Genomic DNA, 19,939 nt, shown 5'->3' on the forward strand with positions numbered 1-19,939 from the left:
ACAATACCGTTGAAACGGGAGGGAATCGTATGGTGGAAGTATGGAGTACGTTCACGATCATCATCGTCTACGGATTGCTCATCATGAATATCTTGGCGGTCCTAACGGTTATTTTTCTCGAACGGCGCGATATTGGTGCGACGTGGGCATGGGTTTTCATCTTGTATTTCGTTCCGCTCGTTGGGTTTCTCGTCTATCTGTTTTTCGGAAGATTGTTGAAAAAATCGAATTTTTATCGTATTACGGAAGAAGAACAACTAGAACACGATAGACGGATTGCCTTACAGAAAAAAGAACTCGTGACGATGGGGCGGCACCCGATGATTCAAAAGCACCGGGATATGATTCGGATGAATCTGATGTCGAACGGTTCGTTACTCAGTCTCTCGAATCAACTGCAGATTCTTTCGGATGGAGAACAGAAATTCAATCGGATGATTCAAGATATCCGCCAGGCAGAGCATGAAGTGAATATTCAATACTACATCATTCAGAAAGATCGCCTTGGGCTAGCGTTGATCGATACATTAACCGAATGTGCCCGTCGTGGAATCAAAGTCCGTCTATTATATGATGCTGTCGGATCACGTAGTCTCAAACGGACGGATTTCAAAGATTTACTGGTACATGGGGGAGAAGTGTTCGCTTTTTTCCCGTCGACGATTGGTTTCGTTAATTTTCGCTTAAATAACCGCAATCACCGTAAATCCTGTATCATTGACGGTCGAATCGGCTACATTGGTGGATTTAACGTCGGTACGGAATATCTAGGTATCGATGAAAAGTTCGGCTACTGGCGGGATACGCATTTTCGCTTGAAAGGTGATATCGTTCACGATCAGCTCGACCGTTTTATTCTTGACTGGAATCAAGCGAGTGACGTCTATACAGAAAAATCATTGTTCTACTACGGGACACACAGGGTTCAGAATATATTACCGATGCAAATCGTCACGTCGGGTCCGGATTCCCGTTCAGAATATCTGAAGCTTGCTTTGATCAAGATGATCAATGAGGCAAAGCGGACGATTTACATTCAATCGCCTTATTTCATTCCAGACACGAGTTATTTAGATGCATGTAAGGCAGCTCTTCTGTCTGGAGTGGAGGTGCGCGTCATGATTCCGAATAAGCCGGACCATCCATTCGTTTATTGGGCGACGACAGCTGCTGTAGGAGAGTTGTTGTCGTACGGAGCTAAAGTCTACACGTATGAACCTGGATTTTTACATGCGAAGACGATTGTTGTTGATGGAGAGATTGCTTCAGTCGGGACGACGAATATCGATGCACGAAGTTTCCGTTTAAATTTCGAAATGAATACAATTGTCTATGATCAGGAAGTAGCAATTGAACTAGAACGGCTCTTCTTAGCCGATTGTGATGTATCAAAGCTCATGACGGTCGAGTCGTATGTTGCGCGTTCAAGAATGATCAAATTCAAGGAAAGTATTTCGCGTTTGTTGTCACCGATTTTGTAAACCGTGTTTACGACCAGTCAAAATGTGAAAAATGGTATAGTAGTATGGAAATAGAAAAAGAGGAGAGTGAAGACGATGGCAAATCCAATTAAATTACTCGTATCAGACATGGATGGTACCGTTCTTTCGGGCAAACAACGAATAGAGCCGGAGACGATTCAGGCAATTGAAGCAGCACGCGAACAAGGTGTCGAGTTTGCAATTGCAACAGGACGTAATTACTTAAATGCTAAAGAATTGACGGATGCCGCAGGAATTCATTGTCCGATCATTGCTTCAAACGGGGCACGTGTGATGACCGTCGATGGAGAAGAGTTGAGTGCGACGACTCTGACGACAGAACAAGCACAGCAAATTTACGGCATCATTAGCCAGTACGAAGTCTTCTTCGAGATGTTCTGTGATCAAGGACTCGTGACAGCGCAAGGAGCGACGATTGATGCAGCCTACGATTCGTTAAAAGAATTAAGTGAAGAAAGTGATCGGGCAAAACAAGTGCTTGATTTCTTCCACGATCGCTATTATGTCCACGAAGACGTCAAGATGATTGATGGATTCCGGTCATACATTCGTAATCAAGCGGGAAAAGTATTCAAGTTCATTTCGTTCTCATTTGATCAAGAATTGATGAAAACAATCTGGCAGGAAATCGAGCAGAAAGTCGAGGGTGTCTATGTCACGTCGTCAGGACACGATAACATCGAAGTCATGGCAGTCGGTGCCGATAAAGGAACGGCAGTTAAAATCCTCGCGGACCACCTTGGTGTGCCGATCGAACAAGTCGCTGTCATCGGTGATAATCTGAACGATCTTCCCATGTTTAAGGTTGCTGGAAAGGCGATCGCGATGGGGAATGGTCATGATGAAGCAAAAGCGATTGCGCATCATGTGACGAAAATAAACGATGAGCACGGCGTCGGATATGCGATTCAGCAACTGGCGTCCCGTGCTTGGTAAGGGGGACGTTTCATGTTTAAGGCATTTAAGGAGTTTGCTTTTCGAGGCAATGTGATCGATTTAGCGGTCGGAGTCATTCTCGGTGCTGCGTTCAGCGGGATTATCAAATCACTCGTCGACAGCGTCTTCATGCCGTTGATCGGTATCATCATCGGTGGTATTGATGTCAAAGGATTATCAATCATGGTCGGAAATGCAAAATTACAGTACGGTCAGTTCCTTCAGGCGAGTATCGAATTCTTATTGATTGCCTTTGCTTTGTTCATCTTCGTCAAAGGAATCACTTCGTTCCGGAAGAAGGAAGAAGTCGTCGAAGAAGAAGCGGTACCAACGACAGAAGAAAAACTATTGACAGAAATCAGAGATGCCTTGATTCGTCAAAATGAGTCATCACCTAAAAACTGATATATACCAAAAGCCTGTCTCACATATTTATGTGAAACAGGCTTTTTTGGCTCATAAAATTTCGAGTAATGCATTTTCGGAGCAGACTTGTAACGAAAGCTGTTTTTTCATTCCTTGATCAAATGAAATTTCTAGCACGTCATCAACCAGGTGCAAGACGGTTCCGGGACCAAATGCTGTATGCGATACACGCATGTTCTCAGTGATCGGAAGTGGAGGAACTTTAGCTCGCGCTGTAATGGCAGGACGTTGGCGTTCTATTTTTCGTTTTGCGGAATCCGGTGTAACAAGACGATGAACGTCTTCGACGAATGGTGAGACATCGAACGATTTCGATTTAAAACGATAAGACAGGAGATGCAGTTCGTGTCGTGCCCGTGTCATCCCGACGTAAAACAAGCGTGCTGCTTCTTCCATATCATCGAGTTGTCCATTCTTGTACGCCTTGATCGTGTCAGCCGATGGAAGAATACCAGCAACGAGATCAATCATAAAGACGCGATCAAATTCAAGCCCCTTTGCACTGTGAAAGGTCGAAAGGGTGACCGCATTTTGATTTTTGTTTTGTTTCGCATCACGCATCAACTGTTCGAGATGCGCGATCCGCTCACGAAAGGCGAGTAACGTCGGTACATCACTTGCGATGTTATCGATCGTATTTAATGTCTCAAGCAGGTGATCGAGACTAAAACCGAGACTCTCACTCATTTTCCGCAAATTCTTTTCGTAGCCCAGTTCATGACGAATCAAAGAGAGGGCAGCAGACGGTCGAACGGTCTGAATGGAAGCGAATGTGCGCTTCATTTGTTGAAGTTGTTTCTTTTGATAAAACTTCATCTCGATTTTGCTTATGAGTAGATCAAATACAGATTCACCCGAACCAAACTGTTGCAATTGAGCCAGTTGAGCTTTTGAGATGTATCCGGCGAACTTCGTATGGATGGTTGCTAGAATCTCGATATCTGTTGGATCTTGTGCGAATGTCATGAAATTTAAAATATCCTTCAAAATCCAATGACTGAAGAATTTATGATCAACATCCTTAATGTAAAAAGGAATGTTTGCTTGATCTAACGCATTCATGACGTTGATCGAAGAAGCATTGTTGCGATATAAGATGGCGACTTCGCGGTAATTCGTTTCCGTCCGTAACTGATTCAATAAATAACGAGTCTGATCTTCATAAGTCGGTAGCGTCTCTAAGATAATTGGACGAACCGCAGCATTCTCCGTGAACATCTGTTTCGGATAACGTGCTTTATTACGTTGGATGAACTGATTGGCGACTGAGACGATGTCCTTTGATGAGCGATAATTTTGTTCCATGTAAAGAATCGTCGCATTCGGATACGTATCCTTGAAGTGGAGAATCTTGGATGCATCTGCGCCACGCCAACTGTAAAGCGTCTGGTCATCGTCCGCGACGACACAAAGGCGATTGTGGGGTAAGGCTAACTTTTCAACCAGTTGATGCTGAACGAGTGATGTATCTTGACTCTCATCTGTCAGAATATAATCGAAGCGACGTTGGTAATGTTGCAATAGACGACGGTCTTGTTCCAAAATCGTATTAGCGTACGTCAACATATCATCGAAATCAAGTAACGGATGTAGAGGATCACGAGACTTGAATTGTTCATATGCAACGTAGATGTCAGGAAAGTGTTTGATCGTCGTCGGTACTGCCTTGATTTCTTTTAAAGAAAGAAGGCGATTTTTGACAAAGGAAATCATCCGTAACAACTCATCCATTTGATCATCGGTAATGACACTTCGATTAATTTCCTGGAAAATACGGCGCAGTAACATCCGTTTATGTGGCGCATTCGGATGTTGTTGATCCATCGGTCCTTCGATGATCGTATAGGAGAGGCGTTGTTGAGACGTATGGTCCCGGACGACTTGAAAAGCAAAACTGTGGATTGTCGAAAAAGCCGCTGTTGTTCCGATTAGTTCATGGAATAAATGATAAAATCGATCCGCCATCTCGCGAGCTGCCGCTTTACTGAAGGTCAGTCCAAGAATACGATGTGGTTCAATTTTTTTTTGTAAAATCAAATAGGCAATCTTAAAATTAAGGGTCGTTGTTTTTCCAGAGCCGGGTGAGGCGAGTAACAGCAACGGACCATGGTCATGTTCAATTGCCTGTTGTTGGACAGGATTCAATTGAATGCCGGTCAATCGCTCCATCTGTTCGAAAAAATCTTCATGCATGATACAGTTCACCTCGAGCGTTTAATTTCGTGTCCATTAAATCGAACTCTCCCTAGTGTAGCATTTTTAATGATCGGATTGGATTACTGAAAGACGAACCGTGGAATAAAGAGACAAAAGACTATTGGAAGCAATGTAAGAGGAGTGCCTTTAAAAGACTAGGCAAATGGACTCAAAAATATTAAAATGGGAATAGATGTAAGAGAGTACTCTCTTGTCCTGTACAAAGAGGGAAGGCGGAATGAGAATGTCTGTAGTGAAATTACACATGTATACAAATGAACATTATGAACAATGTGAGGCGTTCATTCTTCCGGAAGAACAAGTTCAGTTTACTTCTTTTCCAACGGATGTCGTTACGGATGCGGTTGCACATCCCGATAAGTTTCCGGTTGTTATTAAAAAAGACGAGCTCGTCGTCGGATTTTTTATTCTCCATCTCAATCCCCCTAAAACACACCGGACGGATGAACAAAGTGTCCTGTTACGTGCCTTTTCGATTGATGAACGGCATCAACATCAAGGATACGCGAAGGAAGCGATGATGCAGTTACCGGAGTTCGTTCATCATCATTTCCCGGAAGTCACATCGATTACACTTGCGGTCAATAAAAAGAATATCGCTGCAAAATCACTGTATTTCAAGACGGGATATGTCGATACGTTACAATCGGTCATGGGTCCAATCGGAGAGCAACATATTCTCGCCTTCGATTTAGAAAAGGAATCACGATTGAAGCAGTGAAGTAAAAAAGCATTTTCCTGATTATGTTCAGGAAAATGCTTTTTGTTATTTAAGATAAATCATAAATAGAGAGGTGGGCAGTCGCCTCACCAGAGAATCCGATACCTCGACTCGTTGCTTTTGGGAAAATACGTCCGCTTGCGACGGCTTCTCCATCATTGAGGAAAAGTTCGAACGAGGACCGGTCCACAAACAAACGTAATGTCTGCAAGTCTTTCGAAAGGACAGTCGATCGTGATGTACCAAATGATTCAGCAGGAACGTCCACACCCGAACGACTCCGGTCAATCGTAAATTGACGCGAAACGACATCATATTTAAATAGGGTTTCTTCTGTAGCGTCTTGACGAATTGAGAAGCGGAACGAATCCGACGACAGCTTCAAGTCTGTCATCACGAGTTCGAAAATCTCGGCTTCCGCAACCGTCACATCTTGCTCGAAAAGAATCGTTTCGTCAAATAAGGTTTCTTTTCGTAGCTGTGTCAGTTCATGGACAGGTCGTTGACGAAGTTGTCCCTGTTCGATCGTTAATTCACGTGGCAATGTCAAAGCATGTGCCCAGTTATAAATGTCAGAAGGATAACTAATGTCCGGTAAACCCATCCAACCAACAAGAATCCGTCGACCATCTGCCGCCTCAGTTGTTTGTGGCGCATAGAAGTCGAATCCGAAATCGAGTTCTTGGAAAGGTTCATGTGTGAATGTTAAGTTGGGTAAAGCTAACGGTTCCCCGATGAAGTAACCGGACTGGAAAATATTTTGATAGTTCGTACCATCTGGCTCAATCCCTTGAGGACTAAAGAGAAAGACGCCTTTTCCATTAAGCTCGAAATAATCAGGACATTCCCACATATAACCGAATGTCGGGTAGTTCGTCCGTAACTCACCGACAAACGTCCAGTGCTCTGCATCTTGAGACTGATAAATGACAGTACAACCTGTCAAGTCAGTGCGCTGTGCTCCAAGTATGCAGTACCAGATGCCCGATGCATCTTGAAAGACTTTCGGATCACGAAAATGTTCTGTATAGCCTTCAGGAACGGTTGGAATAGCAGGTGGTAAGTGTTTTTCAATCCGTCCATCCGAACGAAGGTGCCCAACGATTTGACTCGTATGGCGATTCCACTCTGCGTCCCGTTTGTTACCGGTATACATGATGTGCACTTGATCATCTTTGATGAAGCCACTACCGGAATAAGCGCCGTGCGAATCAGGATCGTCATTTGGAATCAAGGCGGCCCCTTCATCGAACCAATGTACGAGGTCTTTTGATGTCATGTGATACCAGTACTTTAGACCATGAACAGGACCGAGTGGGAACCATTGATAAAATAAATGATAAAGACCGTCGTGGTAGACGAAGCCGTTCGGATCATTCAAAAGTCCGGTTGGAGGTTGGATATGGTAAGAAAATCGCCAAGGAGATGTTCTTACTTCTTCCTTCATCGCTTGGTATACGGTCGGATCGACATCCGAGAGGGGACGATATCGTGCTTCACGTGTCCATTGATTCATGCTGACAGCTCCTTGTTGAAAATTTATACGCTTCTCGTTCACCTTACGGAGGAGAACCGCGCTTGTCAATCCTCCGTTCCAAAAGGTCAATGAACGGACATACATCCTTTACCATCTTGCTTCGAACGATAGAGCGCTAAATCCGCATGGTGCATGACTTGCTCGAGCGATTCACCTGCTATCTGTTCAGCGAGTCCGATGCTCATTCCGATATGGACAGTCTGTTCTTCTAAATGATAAGGCATCGAGACATGGGCAATCCATTGTTCACCTAAGTGTTGTGCTTCTACTAAAGACTGATGCGTTAAGACGATGATGAACTCATCGCCACCAAGACGAGCGACGAAGCCACCAGGTGGAAGTAACTGTTTGAGACGTTGACCGACCTCGATCAGGAGGAGATCACCAAGTGCGTGCCCATATGTGTCGTTAACTGCTTTAAAACCGTCTAAATCGAGACAAAGGTAGATGGAATGCGTTCCTATAGGTAATTGTTCGATGTATTGAGCAAGACCGTTTCGATTCGCAAGACCCGTGAGACTGTCACGTTGCGATAATCGTTCAAACGTCAGTTTTTCTTTTTCGGTATGCAGCAATCGACGAATCAGTTGCTGTAGGGCATCTGTCAATGTCTCGATTTCTCGGATTCCACGATGGTTCGGAAGTGATTTTGAAGGATCACCTTGCATTTGTTGTGCGGCATGCGTGATTTTTAAGAGTGGTCGAGTCAGCAGTTTCGCTAACATCCACCCAAGCAGAGCTGTAATGAGAGAGGCAATTAACCCAGCGATAAAAATCGTTTGGCGTAAAGCGTCGGCATCAGCGAAGGCAATCGATGTCGGTTGACGCACAAGAACCGTCCAACCTAGTCCATCATAGTCTTTGTAACCACGGCTCGTACTTTGACCAGAGACGAATTCTTTCTCTTTCCAAAAAGCGGTCGCAGGAGCATTCGAAGTGAGCGTTACACTAGTAGGCAATGTCTTACCACTCCATCCGTTTGGTCCAAGCAAAATCGTCTTTCGATCTTGACTAACGATGAAGACATCGACTTTTTGGAGAGAAGAGGTAGCGCTCTGGAAACTTTGTTCAATCGCTTTAGCCCACTCGAAACTGAGGTGTGTCGCGAGGACGCCGGAAAATCGTCCCTTATCATATAAAGGTGTACTTATATCGACAAATTGGAGTGGCTCACCACTTGGATTCGGCAATAATTTTGCGAGTAGGACGGCTTCATGAACATCACCGATGAATGGTTGCGATAATGCTTCTTGAAAAACAGGTCGTTCTTTGATCGATGTTCCTTCAAGAATCTGGTTCGTTGACGCAATGACTTTACCGTTCGCATCTAAACGACCAATCCAAGAAAAGTCGGGAATCTGTCGTTGTAACTCCTCTAGTGTCCGACGTGTTTCTACTTTTTGATCTGTTTGTTGAATCGTTGATAAAGAGCCAAGCAACTTCACTTCTGCATAGCGTGACCACATGTAATGATCGAGCTTGTCGGATAGTTGATGAGCAGTCGTTGACAGATTCATTCCGACTTCCGATTGGAGTCGGCTTGTCGCGTGTTGACTGATGAAGAAGGTCAACAACAGCGTCATGCTTAAAAATAATAGGGAAATCAATCCCGCTAACAGGATGTCAAAGCGAAGTGAGGGTCTGGACATTGTGTGATACTCCATTCATACGTTTCTCATTTGTTTTTGTTTGACTCATATACATAGACGTCTACTTGCTGTTTACGGTTCGAGATGCTCGTTCGTATGTAGCGGAATCCATGTTTTTCCCAAAACCGTCGGGCTTTTACGTTATCAGGTAATACGGCGAGATGAATCTGTGACTCTCGACTTAAGAATTGATTGAAAAAGGCGGACAGTAACCGACTACCCGTTCCGGTGCCATGATGAGAAGCATCAAGTAAAAATAAACCAATCCACGTTGTACCGTCTTGCGGATGCTTTGGGAGGTAGTCAATCAGTAAGACAGGTTCTCCATCGATATACCCGATCAGCGATACAGTATCGGGATTCAAGAATTCCTCCTGTAAGATCGAATCAGAGAGTGGTAGTGCCCGTTCTTCTAGGCATGCATACTCTGGAACGCTTGCGTACAGTGATTGAACGATCGGAAAATGTTCACGTGTCATTTCTTCAAAAAGAATCATCTGAAGACCCCATTCCTTATTTAGTCTCAAATTTCTGCGTTAGCGGATTTTTATTTGGAATCAGATTACATATTTGTAAGAAAAGAAACTTTCGCAGGGAATTCACGTACACTATATAGCATAGACAAAATATGAATGAGGAGGAAGAGCAGATGTTAAAGATTGAAAATATCTCAAAGCGTCTCGGAAAAGAGCAAATTCTAAAAGACGTCAGTTTTGAGGTATCCCCAGGAGAAGTGTTCGGCTTCCTCGGACCAAATGGGGCAGGGAAGACGACAACGATTCGTATCATCACGGGTCTGCTTGAGCAGGATGCTGGGCGAGTCACGGTCAATGGCTATGATGTCGTAGAAGAGCGTTCGAAGGCATTGACGCAAATCGGAGCAATCGTTGAAAATCCAGCTTTTTATCCTTATTTAACAGGCAAACAAAACTTGATACATGCAAAAAACCTGATTCCAGGACTCGGACAAGTCGACTATGACGCACTTGCTCGTCTCGTTGGTTTAGAAGGAAAGCTTTCGAAGAAAGTTGGAGAGTATTCACTCGGAATGAAGCAACGTCTTGGAATTGCTCGCGCGTTGTTACATAATCCGCGCGTCTTGATTTTAGATGAACCGACAAATGGTCTAGATCCGTCCGGGATCGCAGAACTTCGTGAGTATTTACGACAAATGGCGCGTGAGCAGGATATCGCAATTTTGATCTCAAGTCATATGCTGAGTGAAATGGAACAAATCAGTGATCGATATGCCATCATTGATCAAGGTGTCATCAAGTCGGTCGAATCGGTTCGTAACGAAACCGGAGCAAAGGTGGCACTTCGCGTCAATAAGGAAGCGATGACTGACGTACTTGAAGCCCTTCGCATCGCGAACTATCCATCAGAAGTACTTGATGAACAAATCATCATCACAGCACCAGAAAGTGAGTGTCCGGCGATTGCCCGACTTGTCGTGCCGATTGCTGACTTACATGAATTGACCGTCAAACGCTTGACGCTCGAAGAACAATTCCTGCAAGTAACGAAAAAAGAGGGGGATTCACATGCTTTCGCTCATACAAAATGAATGGATGAAATGGTGGACGACTAAAAAAGCGAAAATCGTCTTAGCGCTATATGTCGTCATTGCGGTTGGTATTATCATTGTGGCGAAGACAAATGATTTTGAGTTCACACGCTATGATTACTATTCCTTAACGTTTGTGTTGTTGACCTCCTTATTAGGGATCATCACGATTGTCTTCACGGCAGAAGCTATCGGGAATGAAGTACGGTATGATACGATGAAACATCTATTAATGAGTCCATATTCACGAATGACGATTTATTTCTCGAAGCTGATCTTCTCGATCTTGATCATGTTATTCCAATTCGTGTTCATTGCTGCGATCGTCTACGCAGGCTCATTTGTGTTTTCAGAGGTAGGAGATCCGATCCTGTTCCGCGACACGATCGTTGAGGTCGTCAGTCCGATTTTTACGATATTTATGACGTTGTTCTTCTCATTATTATTCCGCTCGGTCGGTATGATCATTGGCTTTACCGTATTAGCGCAGTTCTTTACGAGCATTGCGGGAAGTCTATTGATCGGCTTTAAACCAGCGATTGCCAAATGGATCGTATTCATGCACTTGGACTGGTCGATGTATTTCAAGGATTCTGTTTCCTATGGTATCAGTGAAGCAATGGGAACATCTTTAACATTCTCCGTCTTGTTCGTAATGGCGCATATCATCGTCTTATTAGGCGCGTCAATTCTTGTTTTCCAGAGAAAATCCTACACGTAAAGAAAAGAGTTGCTCACGGACGAATTTGTCTGTGAGCAACTCTTTTCTTTGAGTATTTAAGAACTAGTTCGTTTAGGCGGACGAGCCGTAATCGGGAACAGTCGCTGAAACCATTCAATCAGCGGACCATTCAATAGTAAGAAAATAAAAGTTCCGACTCCGATGCCGATCAATTGACGTTCAATCAGTGAAAAGAGACTGGCAATCAAAAAAGGAATCCCGAGACTAATCGTTGCTCCGATTGATGTACTTTTAAAGCGGGTGATGAGTGATTTCATCAAGTAATCTGGCGGCATCAACACGAAGCCGATTTGGAGATAAAGTGCAAGTCCAAGTGAAATCAACGGCATACCGATTAACATGTACAAGGCGCGCATCCATAGTCCTTGTGGTGTGTAGATCAATTGATGGATTGATAAGAAGAAATCAATTGCGGCGCCGAACAGTACGACGAGTGCGAAACTGAGGACGATCGTCCACCAACTGAAGCGGCTTCCAAGAGAAAGCGCTGCAATCAAGGCAAGCACATGTAAAACGATGATGGCCAGCCCGACAGTTAACGGTGAGATCGCCGCGACAGCTTCGCTTGCGGATGTCCAAGGTGCACTGCCGATCGAGGCGGTCACCATAAAGCTGTTACCTAGGGCATTAATTAAAATCGAAAATAAATAAATAGTGATCCGTTTTTGCTGACTCATTGACGTGCACAGACGGTAGGACTGCGCATTCACCTCCTGAAAATAAATCGTTTCGTTAAGCTATACCCTAATCGTAGCGCTCTTTTCACTTATTTTCATGAAAAGAGCATTGCCTAATACCTCAGTTTCACGACATACTTAGGACACATTACGAATCAGGGGGAGAACGCATGACATATTTTGGACAGAAGATCCTGCCTTCCGTTAGAAAATTAGAAGACTTTGAAAAGATGCTGAAGAGTCCATATGAGTATGGGGTCTTACTCGAAATGCACGTCTCGCGTTTAAAAGCAGTCTATGAGATGGCACATCGATACGATAAAAAAATGTTTTTGCATATGGATCTCGTCCAGGGGTTAAAAAATGATGAGTACGCGACGGAATATGTTTGCCAAGAACTGAAACCGTATGGCGTCATTTCGACGAAGGCGAGTGTCATCTTGAAGGCACGTCAAAAAAAGGTCAAGACGATGCAGCGTATGTTCTTACTCGATTCCAGTTCACTTGAAAAAAGTTATCAACTTATGGAACGCACACAACCTGATTACATCGAAGTATTACCAGGGTTGATGCCGAAGTATATTCAAGAAGTGAAGGAAAAGACAGGACGTCTCGTATTCGCAGGGGGACTGATTGATACAGTAGAAGAAGTCGAACAAGCGATTGAAGCAGGTGCCTCAAGCATTACGACATCGAATAAGGATTTATGGCGGCATTTTGAACCACGCTCTTAATCGGATTGTGAGAAAAATCATTTGGAACGTTTGACAGCGTTTTCACCGATTGTTATAGTGATATCAAGTTGATACAAAGTGACGGAGAAAAGGGAGATTCACGTGTGAGTTCTACTTGAAGAAAATTCAAGTATGAGCTGACGTGGATCTCCTTTTTATGTTGCTTTTTTCACATAATAAAAAAGGAGGAACACTTATGTCACCTTTATTAGCAGAATTTTTAGGTACAGCCTTGCTAGTCGCGCTTGGAAATGGTGTTGGCGCAGGCGTTAGCTTAACGAAATCGTTCGCGAAGGACGCAGGATGGATCGTCATCACGTTTGCATGGGGATTTGCCGTAGCGATTGCCGCGTATGCCGTTGGTCAATTCAGTGGGGCACACCTTAATCCAGCAGTGACGCTTGGTTTAGCATTTGACGGCTCATTTGCATGGGCGGATGTACCAGGCTATATCGTCGCTCAAATCGCCGGCGGGATATTAGGTGCAAGTCTTGTTTTCGTGCACTACTTACCACATTGGGCGGAAACGAAGGATCCAGCAACGAAGCTTGGCGTCTTTGCAACGTCTCCAGCGATTCCATACACATTTGCTAATCTAATGAGTGAAATGATTGCGACGTTCTTACTTGTTATCGGGTTGTTATCAATCGGAGCGAATAAGTTCTCGGATGGTCTGAATCCTCTAATTGTCGGCTTCTTGATCGTCAGCCTCGGTATGTCATTCGGAGGTACGACAGGATATGCGATGAACCCGGCGCGGGACCTTGGTCCTCGTATTGCCCATTTCATCCTACCGATTCATGGAAAAGGATCATCAAATTGGGGATACTCTTGGATTCCGGTTCTTGGACCAGTTCTTGGTGGAAGTCTTGGCGGATTGTTTTATCGTTCGGTCTTCACAGGAAAAGATACACCGGCTTTTTGGATTGTAGGACTTGTGACAATCATCATATTAGGCTTATGCTATAGATTCGGTGTTCGTCCGAACAAAACAACGTCAGTGAAGTCAAAGTCAGCTTAACTTATTTAGATACAAAAGGATGGGGAAGAGATGGAGAACTACATTTTGTCATTGGATCAGGGAACGACAAGTACACGTGCGATCCTGTTTAATCGTGCTGGTGAGATCGTACATTCAGCGCAACAGGAATTCACGCAGTATTTTCCAAAACCAGGTTGGGTCGAACACAACGCAAACGAGATTTGGGGAAGTGTCCTTGCGGTCGTGGCGACTTGTCTGACGGAAGCAAACATAAAACCGTCGCAGATTGCCGGCATCGGGATCACGAACCAACGTGAAACAGCCGTCGTCTGGGAAAAAGAAACAGGGAAACCGATTCACAATGCAGTCGTGTGGCAATCGAGACAAACGGCTGAAATTTGTGAAGCGCTTCGAGCAGCCGGTCATGCCGAGCTCTTCCGTGAGAAGACAGGTCTATTGATTGATGCTTATTTCTCTGGTACGAAAGTCAAATGGATTTTGGATCATGTCGAAGGAGCACGAGCGCGTGCTGAACGTGGTGAACTATTATTCGGGACGATCGATACGTGGCTCATCTGGAAATTATCTGGCGGAAAAGCACATGTGACCGACTATTCGAATGCGAGTCGTACGTTGATGTACAACATTCATGAATTAAAATGGGATGACGAATTACTCGACATCTTAGACGTCCCGAAAGCGATGCTTCCAGAAGTACGACCTTCTTCTGAAGTGTACGCAGAAACAGCAGGTTATCATTTCTTCGGAGAAGCGGTTCCGATCGCTGGTGCAGCGGGTGATCAACAAGCCGCCTTGTTTGGTCAAGCGTGTTTTGACACAGGAATGGCGAAAAACACATACGGTACAGGCTGCTTCATGTTGATGAACACAGGCGAAGAGGCTGTGAAATCAAATCATGGACTGCTCACAACGATTGCGTGGGGCGTCGATGGTAAAGTTGAGTATGCCTTAGAAGGAAGTATCTTTGTCGCAGGATCCGCAATCCAATGGTTACGAGACGGATTACGCATCATTGATGATGCAAAGGAATCAGAAGGATACGCAACGCGTGTCACGTCATCAGAAGGTGTCTACGTCGTACCGGCATTCGTTGGTCTTGGAACACCTTACTGGGATTCAGACGTTCGTGGTGCAGTCTTCGGTTTGACACGTGGTACGGAAAAAGAACACTTTATCCGCGCAACATTAGAATCACTCGCTTATCAAACACGTGACGTCTTATCTGCGATGGAGCAAGATTCAGGTATCGAGATGAAGACACTTCGTGTTGACGGTGGAGCGGTTAAAAATAACTTCTTAATGCAGTTCCAAGGTGACATCATTCAAGCGCCGGTCGAACGTCCGGAAATCAATGAGACGACGGCATTAGGTGCAGCCTACTTGGCAGGTCTTGCTGTCGGATTCTTTGAAAACCGTGAACAAATTGCTACGCAATGGAAAAAAGAACGCCGTTTCGAGCCGAGTATGGCAAAAGAAGAGACGGATGCGCTTTATGGCGGATGGCAAAAAGCTATTCAAGCTACGATGTTGTTCAAATGATGTGATCTATGTTATAGTAAGGTCAAGTTAATAAACCGGTCGGAGAATATGGAGAGACCACAGCAACAGTTGACATAGTCAGCGTGTTTGTTGTGGTCTCTTTTTTTTTCGAACCTAAACAGGAGGAACTATTCATGGCTAACCAACCATTCTCAAGCAAAAACCGTGCAGATGTCTATAATCGATTAACACGTGAAGAACTCGATCTACTTGTCGTAGGTGGCGGGATCACAGGTGCGGGAATCGCCCTCGATGCGGCGTCACGCGGTATGAAGATTGGCCTCGTCGAAATGCAGGATTTCGCATCTGGTACATCTAGTCGTTCAACGAAATTAGTCCATGGTGGTCTACGTTATTTAAAACAATTCGAAGTTCAAATGGTCGCCGAAGTCGGTAAAGAACGTGCGATTGTTTACGAAAACGGCCCACACGTTACGACACCAGAGTGGATGTTACTTCCGATGCATAAGGGCGGTACATTCGGACCGTTCAGTACGTCAATCGGTCTTCGTGTCTATGACTTCTTAGCAGGTGTTAAACGTTCTGAATGGCGTACGATGTTATCTGCAAAAGAAACATTAGCAAAAGAACCACTCGTTAAACAACAGGGTCTTAAAGGTGGCGGTTACTACGTCGAGTACCGCACAGATGACGCTCGTCTAACGATTGAAGTCATGAAAGAAGCAGTCGAACATGGCGCACGTGTCGTCAACTATACAAAAGCAGAAGAAATCATCTACGATGCTGGAAAAGTCGTCGGGATGCGTGTGACAGACCTCTTGACAGGTGACGTGCATGAAATCCGTGCGAAAAAAGTCGTCAACGCGACAGGTCCATGGGTTGATGAATTACGTGAAAAAGATGGCTCGAAAGTCGGGAAACAACTTCGTTTGACAAAAGGTGTCCACGTTGTCATCGATCAATCGAAATTCCCACTCAAACAAGCGGTCTACTTCGATACACCAGACGGTCGTATGATTTTTGCGATTCCACGTGATGGAAAAGCATACGTTGGTACGACAGATACGTTCTTCGATAAAGATACAGCACATCCGAAGTTCACAGTCGAAGATCAAGACTACGTCCTAGACGCGATCCACTATATGTTCCCAGATGTTAAAGTAACAGCGGAAGATATAGAATCAAGCTGGGCTGGTGTACGTCCGTTGATCTATGAACAAGGAAAAGACCCTTCTGAAATCTCTCGTAAAGATGAAGTATGGCAATCTGAGTCAGGTCTCATCACGATTGCTGGTGGGAAATTGACTGGATACCGTAAAATGGGTGAGCACGTCGTTGATCTCGTTGCAAAACTCTTGAAAAAAGAAGAAAATGTTGCGTATGCACGTTGCTCGACGAAAAACATGCCAATGTCGGGTGGACATGTCGGCGGAGCAAAAGGATTTGCTGAATTCCTAAAAGCTCAAACAGCAACGAATGGTCTAACAACAGAGGAAGTTCAATTCTTAGCAAAACGCTACGGTTCGAACCTACCGAAAGTGCTTGAATATGCAGCAGCATATGATTCTGCTACGACAGATCTTCCACGTTCTGTCTACGCACAACTTCACTATGGTATCGAACATGAAATGGTCGCTCGTCCGATCGACTTCTTCATCCGGCGTACAGGTGCTGTCTTCTTCGACATCGCTTGGGCTCGTGCTCACAAAGACGCGGTCATCGAAGAAATGAAAACTGTCTTGAACTGGACAGCAGAACAAACAGCTGCTTACACGAAAGAACTCGATATTGAGATCGAAGATGCAGCACACGCGCTTGTAACAGAATAAGCGATGAACGCACTAAAGAACCAAGATCAAAACGATCTTGGTTCTTTTTTCGCACATATTCGAATCGACCTGGGCGGAAAGATTGCAACTCTGTCTAGAGGCGACTATGCTTAATGTATGAAACTGCACAAAAGGAGAGAACACAGATGAAAGTAGAAGTATGGTCGGATTATGCATGTCCGTTTTGTTATATTGGGAAGCGTCGTTTAGAACAAGCAATTGCGAACGAAAAGTTGGATGTTGAGGTCGAATTCAAAAGCTTTGAACTTGACCCAGATGCACCAGCAGTGCCGACGCAAGGGTTATACGAAATTCTTGCTTCGAAATATGGGACGACTCTCGAACAAGCACGGAATATGTCGCAAGGTGTCGTTGATACGGCACGTCAGGAAGGCTTGCACTACGAGATGGATCGTGTCATCCCAGCCAATACATTCGAGGCTCATCGCCTGACTCAATTTGCAAAAAAACATGGTAAGATGAATGCAGTATCGGAAGCTTTGTTCACAGCTTATTTCATGAATGGAGAAGATTTGAATGACCCAACCATTCTGACGCGGATCGCAGTAGAAGCAGGACTTGCTGAAGCAGATGTCACAGCGTTTCTCGCATCAAAAGAACTGGCGACAGATGTTCGAGAAGAAGAGGCGATGGCACAACAACTTGGTGTTCGTGGTGTACCGTTCTTCGTCTTCGACCGAAAATATGCTATTTCCGGCGCACAACCAGTAGAAGCATTCGAACAAGTCTTCGCGAAGATCCGCCAAGAACAAACACTTGAAATCATCGCTGAAGGTGATACGTGTGGTGTCGACGGCTGTAACTGATCACATTATGATTCCATCACAAAGGAGTACGAAACCCTTATGAAATTCATCTTCCATCCTGAGATTCGCGATGCGCGAATCAATCTCGCTGTCGAAGAGTTCATCTTGAACAACCTGAACGTCAATGAAGAAGACTATTTCTTGTTTTATATCAACGGTCCATCCATCATCGTCGGAAAAAACCAGAACACGAATGAAGAAGTTAATTTGAAGTATGTCGAGGAAAACGGCATCCACGTCGTCCGTCGTCTTTCCGGCGGTGGCGCTGTTTATCATGATGAAGGAAACTTGAACTTCAGTTTCTTGACGAAAGATGACGGTGATTCGTTCAACAACTATAAAAAGTTCACGGAGCCGGTCGTGCAAGCGCTGCATAAACTCGGTGTCGAAGCGGAATTATCTGGACGAAACGATATTCATGTCGGAAGCCGGAAAATCAGCGGGAATGCCCAGTTCACGACAAAAGGACGGATGTTTAGTCATGGTACGCTGATGCTCGATTCGAACATCGAAGAAGTCGTCAATGCGCTTGTCGTCAGTGAAGAGAAGATGCGTTCCAAAGGCATTAAATCGGTTCGGAGTCGTGTCGCAAACATCTCGGAATTCCTGACAGAACCGTTGACGATGGAACAATTCGTCGATCATCTCCTTGCCTCGATCTATGAAGGGAAAGAGATTGAACGGTATATCTTAACTGAAGAAGACTGGGATAAAGTACGTGCCATCTCGGCAGAACGTTATGGCAACTGGGAATGGAATTTCGGAAAATCACCGAAATTCGATGTCATTCAAAAAAAACGTTTCCCGATCGGAACGATTGACTTCCGATTGAATGTCAAAAAAGGCATCATTGAAGAAGCGAAGATTTACGGTGACTTCTTTGGCGTCGAGGACGCGGAAGAAATCGCACGGGCGCTTGAAGGTACACGTTATGATCGCGCGTCTCTTCGCGAAGTGCTCGGTCGGTACGAATTGAAAAAATATTTCGGCGCCGTCGAACTTGATGAGGTGCTAGACGTTTTAGCGTAAGTCTTTATGGGAAAACTCCTTCTATCAACAGCATAGGGGGAGTTTTTTTCATGGGCTATAATAAAGATAACTTTTTAGAAGGTTCGTTGACGGACTTTATCGATTTTGAACAGATTTCAAAACAATTACCGAAGACGGAGGATGAACAACCGTTACCTTATTATGAGCGTGATGATTATAAGGCAGCAGGTAAGCTTGAAGGAAAGGTCGCAATCGTCACAGGCGGCAATTCTGGAATTGGTCGTGCTGTCTCGATTGCTTATGTCCGTGAAGGGGCAAAGGTCGTCATTGCTTTCTATGGCGATCAAGAGGGAGCAGAAGAAACGAAGGCGCGTCTTGAAGAATTAGGAGGCGAAGTCCTACTTTCTAAAGGAGATATTGGGGACGCAGACTACTGTGAAACACTTGTTCAAAAAACGATCGACCATTTCGGTCGCTTAGATATCGTCGTCAACAATGCAAGTATGCAAAAACCAGAAGATAGTCTGAAGGATATCACGGATGAGTCGATGGAGAAGACGTTCAAGACAAATATCTTCGGAATGATGCGTCTTGCCCGTGCCGCACTACCGCACCTTTCACTTGGTTCTGCCATCATCAATACAACATCTTCGACAGCATACGAGGGGAACGCATTATTGATCGACTACTCCGCTACTAAAGGAGCAATCGTTAGCTTCACGCGGAGTCTTTCAATGAATCTGGCAAAAGAGGGAATTCGTGTCAACGCCGTCGCGCCCGGTCCGATTTGGACACCACTCATCACGGAGACGTTCCCGGATGAATCAGTCAAGACGTTCGGTAAGAATACACCTATGGATCGCCCAGGGCAACCGGCCGAGATGGCATCTGCTTATGTCTTCCTCGCCTGTAACGATTCAAGTTATATGACAGGACAGGTCCTTCACTTAAATGGTGGTGTCATCGTTAACGGTTAAAAAGAAACTCGGTGAAAACGTTTCCAAAAAGTGTTACACTATCCATACGGTCGCTTTTGACTACGTATGGATTTTTTTTACGTAAAAAATGAATAGTCATTCATT

At 44.6% G+C, this 19,939-nt stretch carries 18 protein-coding genes; 13 read left to right on the forward strand and 5 right to left on the reverse strand.

Going from position 1 to position 19,939, the window contains the following annotated elements:
• The first annotated feature begins 29 nt into the window (after positions 1-29).
• The 3 genes from cls (at position 30) to mscL (ending at position 2,843) form a co-directional block, all read left to right on the forward strand.
• Positions 30-1,481 carry a cardiolipin synthase gene (gene cls / locus Q7C19_RS00270; RefSeq protein ID WP_375091398.1) on the forward strand — a complete coding sequence of 484 codons (1,452 nt, stop codon included), beginning with the start codon at positions 30-32 and terminating at the stop codon, positions 1,479-1,481.
• 75 nt (positions 1,482-1,556) lie between these two features.
• On the forward strand, positions 1,557-2,438 hold the full coding sequence (locus Q7C19_RS00275) for a Cof-type HAD-IIB family hydrolase (protein ID WP_214747401.1): 882 nt from the start codon (positions 1,557-1,559) through the stop codon (positions 2,436-2,438).
• Between the two features lie 12 nt (positions 2,439-2,450).
• Positions 2,451-2,843, forward strand: coding sequence for a large-conductance mechanosensitive channel protein MscL (gene mscL, locus Q7C19_RS00280; RefSeq protein ID WP_035409394.1), 393 nt, complete (start codon positions 2,451-2,453; stop codon positions 2,841-2,843).
• Between the two features lie 51 nt (positions 2,844-2,894).
• On the opposite strand, the gene Q7C19_RS00285 is transcribed toward mscL, so the two are convergent.
• A complete protein-coding gene (locus Q7C19_RS00285) occupies positions 2,895-5,057 on the reverse strand; it encodes an ATP-dependent helicase (RefSeq protein WP_375091399.1) in 2,163 nt (720 codons plus the stop codon).
• A gap of 268 nt (positions 5,058-5,325) precedes the next feature.
• Here Q7C19_RS00285 and Q7C19_RS00290 point away from each other — a divergent pair, with 268 nt between their 5' ends.
• Complete coding sequence (locus Q7C19_RS00290) at positions 5,326-5,802, forward strand: GNAT family N-acetyltransferase (RefSeq protein WP_290782421.1); 477 nt, start codon at positions 5,326-5,328, stop codon at positions 5,800-5,802.
• Between the two features lie 49 nt (positions 5,803-5,851).
• Here Q7C19_RS00290 and Q7C19_RS00295 read toward each other — a convergent pair whose 3' ends face one another.
• The 3 genes from Q7C19_RS00295 to Q7C19_RS00305 all read right to left on the reverse strand — a co-directional run bounded on the left by Q7C19_RS00295 (position 5,852) and on the right by Q7C19_RS00305 (position 9,467).
• Complete coding sequence (locus Q7C19_RS00295) at positions 5,852-7,318, reverse strand: glycoside hydrolase family 32 protein (RefSeq protein WP_035409786.1); 1,467 nt, start codon at positions 7,316-7,318, stop codon at positions 5,852-5,854.
• An 86-nt stretch (positions 7,319-7,404) separates the two neighbouring features.
• Entirely contained in the window at positions 7,405-8,988 is a 1,584-nt protein-coding gene (locus Q7C19_RS00300; protein WP_375091400.1) for a diguanylate cyclase domain-containing protein, read from the reverse strand.
• Between the two features lie 26 nt (positions 8,989-9,014).
• Positions 9,015-9,467, reverse strand: coding sequence for a GNAT family N-acetyltransferase (locus Q7C19_RS00305; protein ID WP_375091401.1), 453 nt, complete (start codon positions 9,465-9,467; stop codon positions 9,015-9,017).
• Positions 9,468-9,637: 170 nt separating this feature from the next.
• Here Q7C19_RS00305 and Q7C19_RS00310 point away from each other — a divergent pair, with 170 nt between their 5' ends.
• Positions 9,638-10,555: an ABC transporter ATP-binding protein gene (locus Q7C19_RS00310; RefSeq protein ID WP_035409389.1), complete on the forward strand. Its 918-nt coding sequence runs from the start codon at positions 9,638-9,640 to the stop codon at positions 10,553-10,555.
• Positions 10,533-11,276, forward strand: a complete 744-nt coding sequence (locus Q7C19_RS00315; protein WP_035409387.1) for an ABC transporter permease — start codon at positions 10,533-10,535, stop codon at positions 11,274-11,276. The genes Q7C19_RS00310 and Q7C19_RS00315 overlap by 23 nt, the downstream gene beginning before the upstream one ends.
• A 56-nt stretch (positions 11,277-11,332) precedes the next feature.
• Here Q7C19_RS00315 and Q7C19_RS00320 read toward each other — a convergent pair whose 3' ends face one another.
• Positions 11,333-11,974, reverse strand: coding sequence for a YczE/YyaS/YitT family protein (locus Q7C19_RS00320; RefSeq protein ID WP_035409385.1), 642 nt, complete (start codon positions 11,972-11,974; stop codon positions 11,333-11,335).
• Between the two features lie 170 nt (positions 11,975-12,144).
• On the opposite strand from Q7C19_RS00320, the gene Q7C19_RS00325 reads away from it, so the two are divergent.
• The 7 genes from Q7C19_RS00325 (at position 12,145) to Q7C19_RS00355 (ending at position 19,834) form a co-directional block, all read left to right on the forward strand.
• Positions 12,145-12,708, forward strand: coding sequence for a glycerol-3-phosphate responsive antiterminator (locus Q7C19_RS00325; protein WP_023467370.1), 564 nt, complete (start codon positions 12,145-12,147; stop codon positions 12,706-12,708).
• Positions 12,709-12,904: 196 nt separating this feature from the next.
• Entirely contained in the window at positions 12,905-13,729 is an 825-nt protein-coding gene (locus tag Q7C19_RS00330; protein ID WP_035409382.1) for an MIP/aquaporin family protein, read from the forward strand.
• A gap of 30 nt (positions 13,730-13,759) precedes the next feature.
• On the forward strand, positions 13,760-15,250 hold the full coding sequence (gene glpK, locus Q7C19_RS00335; protein ID WP_313491543.1) for a glycerol kinase GlpK: 1,491 nt from the start codon (positions 13,760-13,762) through the stop codon (positions 15,248-15,250).
• Positions 15,251-15,384: 134 nt separating this feature from the next.
• Complete coding sequence (locus Q7C19_RS00340; protein WP_375091402.1) at positions 15,385-17,040, forward strand: glycerol-3-phosphate dehydrogenase/oxidase; 1,656 nt, start codon at positions 15,385-15,387, stop codon at positions 17,038-17,040.
• Between the two features lie 146 nt (positions 17,041-17,186).
• The gene (locus Q7C19_RS00345) at positions 17,187-17,867 is read left to right on the forward strand and encodes a DsbA family oxidoreductase (protein WP_375091403.1); all 681 of its coding nucleotides are present in this window, start codon (positions 17,187-17,189) and stop codon (positions 17,865-17,867) included.
• A gap of 39 nt (positions 17,868-17,906) precedes the next feature.
• A complete protein-coding gene (lplA, locus tag Q7C19_RS00350) occupies positions 17,907-18,896 on the forward strand; it encodes a lipoate--protein ligase (protein WP_214856732.1) in 990 nt (329 codons plus the stop codon).
• A 50-nt stretch (positions 18,897-18,946) separates the two neighbouring features.
• A complete protein-coding gene (locus Q7C19_RS00355; protein WP_035409372.1) occupies positions 18,947-19,834 on the forward strand; it encodes a glucose 1-dehydrogenase in 888 nt (295 codons plus the stop codon).
• The last annotated feature ends 105 nt before the right edge of the window (positions 19,835-19,939 follow it).

The sequence above is a fragment of the Exiguobacterium sp. PHA03 genome (assembly GCF_041945985.1).
Classification (GTDB): Bacteria; Bacillota; Bacilli; order Exiguobacteriales; family Exiguobacteriaceae; genus Exiguobacterium_A.